Genomic DNA, 1,612 nt, shown 5'->3' with positions numbered 1-1,612 from the left:
GTTGACCCTGAAAGAAAAACTGCCTATTGGTTACCTAGAGCTTCTTTTGTGCAATTATTTTATGAAGAAATTGAAACAAAATGGCAAGACTCTATTCAAGTTTTATTTAATATGAATTGTCTTGAAATTAAAGTAATTGAAGATCAGTTACAAGTTATCACTCAAGATCAAAATAATCAACAACTAATCTTTATTCCCACCTTATTAGTGGGGGGTGATGGACTCAACTCAATTGTTCGTAAAACACTCCATGAAACCGAAGAAAAATCTAATTCATTTGTCATGCAAATGTTTCCTTCTCCGAGTTCTGGACTTAGGTATAAAGTGCTGACTTTACCGCCTCAATTTCCCTTATCAGAAGCAAAAAACGATATAACTAAATCGACAATGGCCTATGCTATTCGTTCTATTTTTAAAGAAAAAAAGAAAGCAATTTCTTTAGGTTTATTACCTTTTAAAAATCCGAATCAACCTAGAACTGCTAATATTATTACTTACCCCGATCATCAAATTTGGCAATTAAAAACAGCAGAAGAAGTCAAACAATTTTTAACAACAGCGTTTCCTCAAATCCCTTTAGAAAAGATTATTTCTGATGAAGAAATAACAAGATTTACTAAGAGTGAAGGGGGAAAATTTCCCATTCCTCAATTTTGTTCAGGAGTCTATAAAATCTGGGGAGAACCCGACAAAAATAAAGGAACGGCTGTTATCTTATTAGGGGATGCTGTTCATTGTTTTCCCCCTGATATTGGACAAGGGGTTAATTCTGCTTTAGAAGATGTTTATATCTTGCAAGAAATATTAGAGGAAACTAAAGATAATCTGTCTGAAACATTTCCAATTTATCACAACCGACGAGAAGATGATATTAAAGCGTTAATTCGTTTAGTTCAGATTAGTTATCCTTGGCAATATAATCAAGATCCTGTACAGAAAAGTTATGGAGTGTCAACTTTTTTCTTCGTTTATTATTGAATCGTTTTTTACCTTTTCTATTTAGTCCCCATTCCTTTGTTCTCATTCAAAATCATGAGTTATCTTATTCAGAGATTCTTTCTAAAAGTAACAGAACAACAAAAATTTTATGGGGTACTGGTATTTTAGGCATTATCTTAATTTTATTCTTTTTTGCAATGTATAAATAAAAGATTTATCTTAATAAGGGACATAAAAAAATGTTTTAATTATGTCCCTAAAAAAATTAATAAGTAACTAAACTTTAACGCATGGTAACAAACTCTTCTGCTGAGGTGGGATGAATACCAACCGTTGCGTCAAAATCTGATTTTTTGGCTCCCATTTTCACAGCGATCGCCACCCCTTGAATAATTTCAGCAGCGTAGTCACCTACCATGTGGGCCCCTAAAACTTTTTCCGTTTCTTGATGCACCACTAATTTCATGAGGGTTTTTCCTCTTTCCTGGTAAAACGTAGTACATGGGACGGAATTTACTGCGATAGACTTTGATAGCCTCGTCTCCATACTGTTCTTTGGCTTCTGCTTCGGTTAACCCCACCGTAGCAGCTTCGGGACTACTAAAGACAGCCGAAGGAACATTTTCATAACTCATGGTGCGAGACTTTCCGCCGAAATGGGTATCAGCAAAAG

General features: G+C 34.6%; 1 protein-coding gene and 1 pseudogene. One reads left to right on the top strand and one right to left on the bottom strand.

Features of this window, described 5'->3' with window-relative positions:
* Window positions 1–978: FAD-dependent monooxygenase (locus C4E06_RS27240; protein ID WP_198649097.1), on the top strand; the 978-nt coding region annotated here is incomplete at its 5' end.
* Window positions 979–1,222: 244 nt separating this feature from the next.
* Here C4E06_RS27240 and C4E06_RS27235 read toward each other — a convergent pair.
* Window positions 1,223–1,574 (bottom strand): annotated as a pseudogene (locus tag C4E06_RS27235) (hypothetical protein).
* Window positions 1,575–1,612 lie beyond the last annotated feature (38 nt).

It is taken from the genome of Cyanothece sp. BG0011, assembly GCF_003013815.1.
Classification (GTDB): domain Bacteria; phylum Cyanobacteriota; class Cyanobacteriia; order Cyanobacteriales; family Microcystaceae; genus Crocosphaera.
Note: the sequence above shows the minus strand (reverse complement) of the source record. Positions and strands in the feature narration are given on the sequence as shown.